The following is a 6,921-nucleotide window of genomic DNA, read 5'->3' as shown; positions in this document are numbered from 1 at the left end:
CTGGTGCCGTAGATGGCTCCCATGAGGAAGGGCTTGGGCAATGACAGAATGAATTTCTCGCGGCCGAGTGCCTGGGCGACGGGTCCGAGGTTCACATTCCAAAACAGATTCTTCCTCCACTCGGGCAGGTTTTGAATATCCTTGTCATCCTTGCCGAGCGCCCACGTGAGCACACTAGGGGCCGTGATATACATCAGGCCCTTTATGATCGTGTTCGCGCGCAGTTTGGGATCGAGGTGATTGTGAGCCACCATGTCGAGTTCCTGCACCTTCGCGTTGAAGAAGGCGGAGAGCATGTTTATCACGCGGGAACGCTCACCGGCACGGGCAAAGTTGAGCGACACATATTTGCTGGCGTTGGCGGCCACGCGATCATCGGCACCGCGCTCGATGTTGCGCATGAATTCGCCCACGCGCGTGGCTTCTTCGAGAAGCTGGCCCGCATAGCCGAGTGCCTTGGCGACGTTGCGCGGATGGCCGAGTTCGCGGAGATGTTCAAGACTCGCGCGATCCTTGGGCAATGCGTCTTCGAGCAAGCTGGTGAAGGCTTCCGTGCCGGTGGTGATGCCGTGGAATTTGCCGCCAGCTTCGATCCATCGGCGATACTTGTCGCCCTTGCGGAAGACTTCGAGCGCGCCTTTCACTCCATCGTAAAAAGGGATATATCCGCTGCGACTTTGCACACCTGCCGTGATCTGGTCGCGAATGAAATTTGGCAGTGCAAACCACGGTCCACCCGTGGCGCCGAAGCGCAGCACGCGAGTGGGCAGCGTGAGAGCTTTCGTCAAATTCGGCCCGATGAATTTGGCGAGCTTCACGGCATCGGCATCGGCGGTCTTCAGCGCCTCCATCAGATGCGGGTCTTTGATTTCCCAGTGCTGCCGTTCGCCGTTTTTGAAGACGATCACCTCGCCATTGGCCGTGTCGGGCTTCTTCATCGCCTCCCACAGACGCATGGTGAGATCGGCATTCGATGGCAGGGCAGAGGCGTCTTTGATCACGCCTTCATCGACGAGCTTCTTCACGATGGCGTCGTGAGAGATCGTCTTCGCGGTCATCTTCGGCGCGATGCCTTCGCCCCATTGGCCGTGGCCTTGCACCTGTTTGACGAGGTCGAAGAACTGCACGCCTATGTGGTTCTGCTCCGCGAGTTTGCGAAACATGAAGGCGTTTTTCATCAGCGATTGCAGCGGATCGATGATGGCGCGGTCGCTGCCTTTGATCTTCCTGATGCCGCTGTTGAGATCCACGTAGCCCCCCGCGTTCTTACTGCCTTCGGGGCCGAAGCTGACGCCGTTCAGCTTCTCGTAGAGACGGTAAAAGGGCACGTAGTCTTTGTTGGCGGCACGGATGGCCTGCTCGGTCTTCGCATCGAGCAAACCGGAGTCCGTGAGAAGCCGCATGGAGTTCTCGCTCCACTTCAAAAGCTTCTGCCGCGTCTTCTCGAAGCGCTGTTCAAGTGCGGCCATTTCCGCAGGCGGCAGCTTGCCTTGCTCGAAGCCGCTGCGCATTCCACGTCCTTCAATCTCGGCAGCGCGTTTAAGCGCGAGGTAGGTGCTGAAGGTCGGTGCCTCGCCTGGCGGGATGTCTTTCAAAATCTCCGCCATGCCGGGGCCGATGCGATTGCCCTGTAGGTCGGTCTGGGTGCCGAAGATGTCGCTGTGCGCCTTGCTGCTCCAGCCGCCGCGATGGTTCTCCATCCACGCCTCCACGCGCGCGGCTTCACCGGACAAAGCAGGATCGATCTCAGCGGCTTTGCTCACGACCTTGATGGCGGGAGCCAGTGTGTCCACCCATTTCGCATACGCGCCTTTGAGCGTGTCTTTCACCGTGCTGGCTGGCTTCTCGCTGGCCGGATCAAAGACGATCTGCGCCTTGGCCTTCTCCATCGCGGGCATGGCGATGTAATCCTGAATCCGCCGCTGTGCCTCGCGCATGGCATCGGCCATCTTCGGATTGCGCGTATTAAGTTCGCTCTCCCAAAAAGCCGAGAAGAGCGGCGCATCGGCTCGGGCCTTCACGGGATCGGTGAGCCACAGACGCGTGAACTCGGCCACGCCTTCCTTGCGGATTTGATCGGGCGTGTAATTCGGTTTCGATGTCTGGCCGCCCATGCGCATCAGCTCTCCGTCGTAGCGTTGGCCCCAGTCGTGCGCGGGGCCGGCTGGATTGTCGGAGAGCACGCGATAATGAACCGCATGGCCGATCTCGTGAGCGAGCACGGGGATGTCGTTGATGGCTTGCAGCCGAATCGTCTCCGGCTTCACCCGGTAGATGCCGAGTGCCGCGGCGAAGCGCTTCACGCCGGCGGCTGGCAGGCCCAAGGACTCGAGCAAATGTTTACGGATGCCGTGCAAGGTCTGCACCTCGCCGCTCCAGGTTCGCTGTGCCGTGCCCATCGTTGGGGATGTGGCTCCGCCGTAGGTCGAAGGCAGCGGGCCGGCGACGGCCGCGCGATTGGCGGCCATGAAGGGATCGGCTTCTGCTTCCAAAGTTTTGCCGCCAGTGGAGGGACTCGAACCCTCGCCGATTACCTGCGCCTCGGTCTTGTCGGACGCTGCACGCTCGGGCACTCCTGTGCTTTCACTGGCGTTTTCGGAAGAAACTTTTGATCTCGGCTTCCACTCATCGGCGATGATGCCGCCGCGCGTGTTGGCATCGAATTGCAGCACGCCGAAGCGTTTGCCGTCTTCGAGCGTGATGGTCTGCGGATAGCCGTCCTGATCAATGTCGATGCCCTTCACCTTCACCGCTTCGCCGTCGATGGTGAGCTCATCACCGGGCTGCATCTGATCGAAGGCGATGGATTTGCCGCCTTCCTTCTGGCTGGCGGTCTGGGCTTTGTCGAAGCGCACCTGGCGGCGCTCCTGATCCCCCATCGCCTGCTCCTGCTTGCGCACTTCGAGTTTGTAAGTCGTGCGGGCGGCGATGGTGTCCTGGATGGATTTGATCAGCGCATCGGGCGTGGGGTCGTTGATCAGTCCTTCATCAAAAGCACGCTGTGCCACCTGGTCGATGCCGCTGCCTTTCTCGGTGTGCATCAAGAATTTCCGGTAGTAGCGGGGAATCTCCGCCGTCTCCATCCAGTCATATTCTCCGGCCTTCGATGACTCGCCTTTGCGTGGCACTTGAATGACGTTCTCGTTCACGAAGTCGAGAATGTCGCGTCCCCCGTAGGGTGCGTCGGGGATGACTGGCGTTTTCGGTTTGGCTGCATTGGCAGCGGCGCGGGCGCGCGCGTTGCCTTCTTCAAATGCCCGGCGGTCTGCATCAATCCGTGCTTGCTGCTCCGGCGTGCGGGAGAGCTGGCCGAAGTCTTTCCGCACATCGCCGCGAGTCTCGCCGAGATCGGTGATGCCGCTGGTAATATCGGAAATGGGAAACTGCTGCGGGACGCGCGGCGGCTCCGGCACAGTGCCTCCCGTCTCCGTCGGCTGCGGCGGGGCTTCGATTGGTCCTTCAAACGGATTCGGCTCACTCGTCACCTGCGCTGGCTGGCGCGGGGCGATGGGTTCGCCCGTGCGGCGTGCGCGGATGGCTTGAGCCAGCTTCCCGGCTGCGGCTCCGGCGCCGTGGAAGCCGAAGCCCACGGCCATCATGTCCTTGGCGGCCTGCTTGTAGTCTTCCCAGTTCGAGCCGGGTTCATTGACTCCAGCTTCGGCGACTCCGATGCCCGCATTTAGAGCGGCGGTCTTTGCCACTTCCCTGCCCATTTGCAGGGCCGTAGCTTCTCCGGCTCTCGCCACCGCACTGGCTGCGCGGACGGCGGGAAAGGCGGTCATGGCGAGCTGGAGCGGATCGCCAGCGGCAGCCATGTGCTCGCCGTAGTCCTGTCCGAGTGAGTCGGAGAGAAGCCCGACGATCGGGCTGCCTTCGAGGCTTTTCTGCTGCTCGGCATCGATCTCCGCGCGGCGCGGGGTGCGGCTCAGGCTTTTGGTCAGCGCATCCCATGCGGCCGGGCTGCGCGTCTGCATGTAGCGGCTGAGAAGCGCGGCATGATTGGGGTTCAGCAGGCCGTTGGTGTCGGCGTAGCTCTCGGGCCATGGATCGCCGTTCTGCGCATCGGCATACCATTTGGCTTGTGCGCCCTTCACCTGCTCGTGTTGCTTTTCCAGCCAGTCACCGAGCGCCTTTTGATCATTGAGCGGGAATTTGCCTTGATCGATCTCGCTTTTGAGCCGTGCGAGTTCCGTGTCGAGCGGTGTTGAATCCGCCTGCAACACACGGCCGCCGAGGTCATCAGCCTTTCGCGCCCAGAAGCCTGCCTGTTCGGCGAGATTGCTGCCGGGCATTCGCAGCGAGCCATCGGGATTTGTGACGGACATATCCGCCGCGCCAGCAATCGCCATGCGGCCCATGCCACGCGCGGCATCGCGGATCACGCCACCGTAGTGACCGGCCTTCTCACCCATGCTCTCCATGCCGGCTACCTGGCCGCGCACGGTGTCGGCAAACTGGCCCCACTTCTGGAAGGTGGGCTGATCCCACTGCCCGGCAAAGCCACGCGAGGCATCCGCCAGCGCGTCCTCCGCAATCTGCGTGCGCTGCTCGTGTGGCAGCGCGGCAAACTCCGGGCTTTCGATCATCTGCGGAATGTCATCCGCCGTCAGTGAGGGAGCGGAGGGCATGGCTCTATTTCTTCGGGCCGAGTTTGGAATCCAGCCAGCCTTGCCAGCCGGGGGTATTGGGGACTGGCTGCGGCGCCGGGGCCGCTCCGCCTTCGGGCGAGAGAGGCTTGTAGGAGCCGGTTACAGGATCGACGAGCACTGAAACAGGCGGCCCTTGAATCTTCTTCAGCGGATTCATCGGATCTTGGATCATCGGGCCGGGGATCTCGTGAATGACGCCGCGCGCTGCCTTCTGGCTCTTCTCCGACTGCTGCGGTGCGTATTTGATCGACGTGCCGCTTGGTCCTTGCGTGACGGTGTGGCCTGCTTTGTTGAGAGCGGTGATTTGTTCGGGGCTGAGCGTGGCTGGTTTGCCGGTGTTCTTGTGGATGAGATTGCCCAGTTCGTTGATCTGGTAGTCGGAGTTCGGCACGTCCGCCCATGTGGTGGCAGAGCGGCGTTTATCCTGAATCTCACGGGAGCGCATCGACATCTCCGCCCCCTGCGGTGTCTGGAGAAATCGGCGGGTCTGGGTGCGGTTCAGTCCGGGCAGATTCGGCATCGCCTCCTGCGCGGCTGCTCGATTGGCGGCGTCTTTCTCCCAAGGGGCCATGAAGCCGGTGCGCTCGGTGCCGCCGTGGTCGCCGTAGGGAAAGGGGTTGGCGGTCGGGACGGTGATCATCTTGGGTCCAAAGTTCTCAAATCGGGCGGCGCGGGCTCGCGTGTCGAGATCATCCTGCCGGCGGCTGGCGGCTCCATTGACCATTTGGTTGCTCACTGTTTGGATATGCTCGCGCCGGGCGGCGGGATCATCGGGCAGGGAAGGCGCGGCCCACGGGTTGCCGGTGGGCACGATGTCAGGCACGGGTGTCAAGCCTTGTCCCGGCGTGGCTGTGGTTGTGCCTCCTTGCATGTCATTGAACCTCCCCGGTGCATCCGGCAAACCTTGAATCTGTGGCACCACGAAGCCTGTGCCGTATTTGTTTGCCATGGCGATGTTGCCGCCGCCGTAGTCACGCGCGCCGATTTGCGCGAGCCGCTCATCACGTCCGCGTTGCTCGGCGAGAGCGGCAGCCATCGGATTATCCGCATACGGATCGACAAAGCCGCCTGCTGCAAAGTGCATCATGCCGCTGTCATCCATTTCGCCCTCGGCCTTGTCTTCCCTCATGTCCGCTTTGCCGTGGGGTTCGGTGGCTTCATCGGCGTCCTCGCGGCTTTGCAGGATCATCTTCTGGAGCTTCTGCGTGCCGAAGAAGCGCACCGCCTCGGCGGGCATCACGAATTCCCCCTTGCTCAGCATGGCGGGCACGCTGTCGCTCTTCTCGGTGCCGGGTCCGGTGACCATGCCTCCATCCTTCATGCCAAAGGCTTTCTTGCGCTGGGCGGCGGTGTCTTCAGGCGTTTCGAAGGGCGTGCCGGCCGTGTCGCCAAAGCCAGCGGCCGCCGCGGCGAAGGGATCGCCGAACTGATGCCCAAACGGGTCCGGCCCTCGGTGAAGGCTACCGTCGATGCTGCGCTGGTTGCGTGTATCCGACCCCATGCCGAAGCTGAAGTGCGCCCCCGGCGCAGCCATATTCGGCATGTTGGTGGCACCGCCGAGGTTGTTCAGACTGCGCGTGCTACTGCCCACGGTCTTCATGCCGAGCGGGTCGGTGAATATCGGTTTGGTTGGATCATCGACGATCATCGGCCGTCCTGTGCGTGGATCGATCTGCTGCTTGGTGGCGAAGTTCCCCGTGGAGTTGTCACGCGGCCTCACTCGCAGCGGCGGCCCCATTTCCTGCTGGGCCTGCGCCGCCTGCTCTTTGGTGAGCGGGGTAATGAAGTTCTTGTTCTGCGCCTCGAAAGGCGAGATGCCGGGAGATTTATAGGTGAAGCTCATGGCTAGGCGGCGGTGTAAATGTGGGTGGCAGTGGCGACGACGGTTCCGCGCCCACTGTCCACATAAAGGGCGGCCGTGGTGGTTAGCGTTTCGCCGCTGCCGAGGACGAAGGACGATGACACGAAATCAAATTGGCTTCCCGTCTGCACGGAGTCGGCGAAGACCTCCGTGGTGGCCAGCGGCCCCACGATTTCGATCACGAGATAATAAAAATGGTCCACGCCATAAGTCTCGCGAAAGAGTCCCGGAGCAGGGCTGGCCTCGACGACGTAGCTGGTGTAAAAATCCGTGCTGGCAGGCGGCACATTCGGCAGGCCATTGACGCCCGTGGCCACAAGGATCGTCGGCACCCACGGAAATCTGCGATCCACCGTCGCCTCATCTTCCTGCGCGCGCTTGCCAATGACCACGTTTTGCCCGTCGCCGCGT

At 62.1% G+C, this 6,921-nt stretch carries 3 protein-coding genes; all 3 read right to left on the bottom strand.

The window, feature by feature from the left end:
• Positions 1-4,628, bottom strand: a 4,628-nt coding sequence (locus ACILSL_RS26365) for a hypothetical protein (protein WP_395735064.1), incomplete at its 3' end; no start/stop codon positions are given.
• A gap of 4 nt (positions 4,629-4,632) precedes the next feature.
• Positions 4,633-6,492, bottom strand: a complete 1,860-nt coding sequence (locus ACILSL_RS26360; RefSeq protein WP_395735063.1) for a hypothetical protein — start codon at positions 6,490-6,492, stop codon at positions 4,633-4,635.
• Positions 6,493-6,494: 2 nt separating this feature from the next.
• On the bottom strand, positions 6,495-6,921 hold a 427-nt coding region (locus tag ACILSL_RS26355; protein WP_395735062.1), incomplete at its 5' end, for a hypothetical protein.

The organism is Prosthecobacter sp. (assembly GCF_044222345.1).
Lineage (GTDB): Bacteria > Verrucomicrobiota > Verrucomicrobiia > Verrucomicrobiales > Verrucomicrobiaceae > Prosthecobacter.
This window is presented reverse-complemented; position numbering and strand designations above follow the sequence as displayed.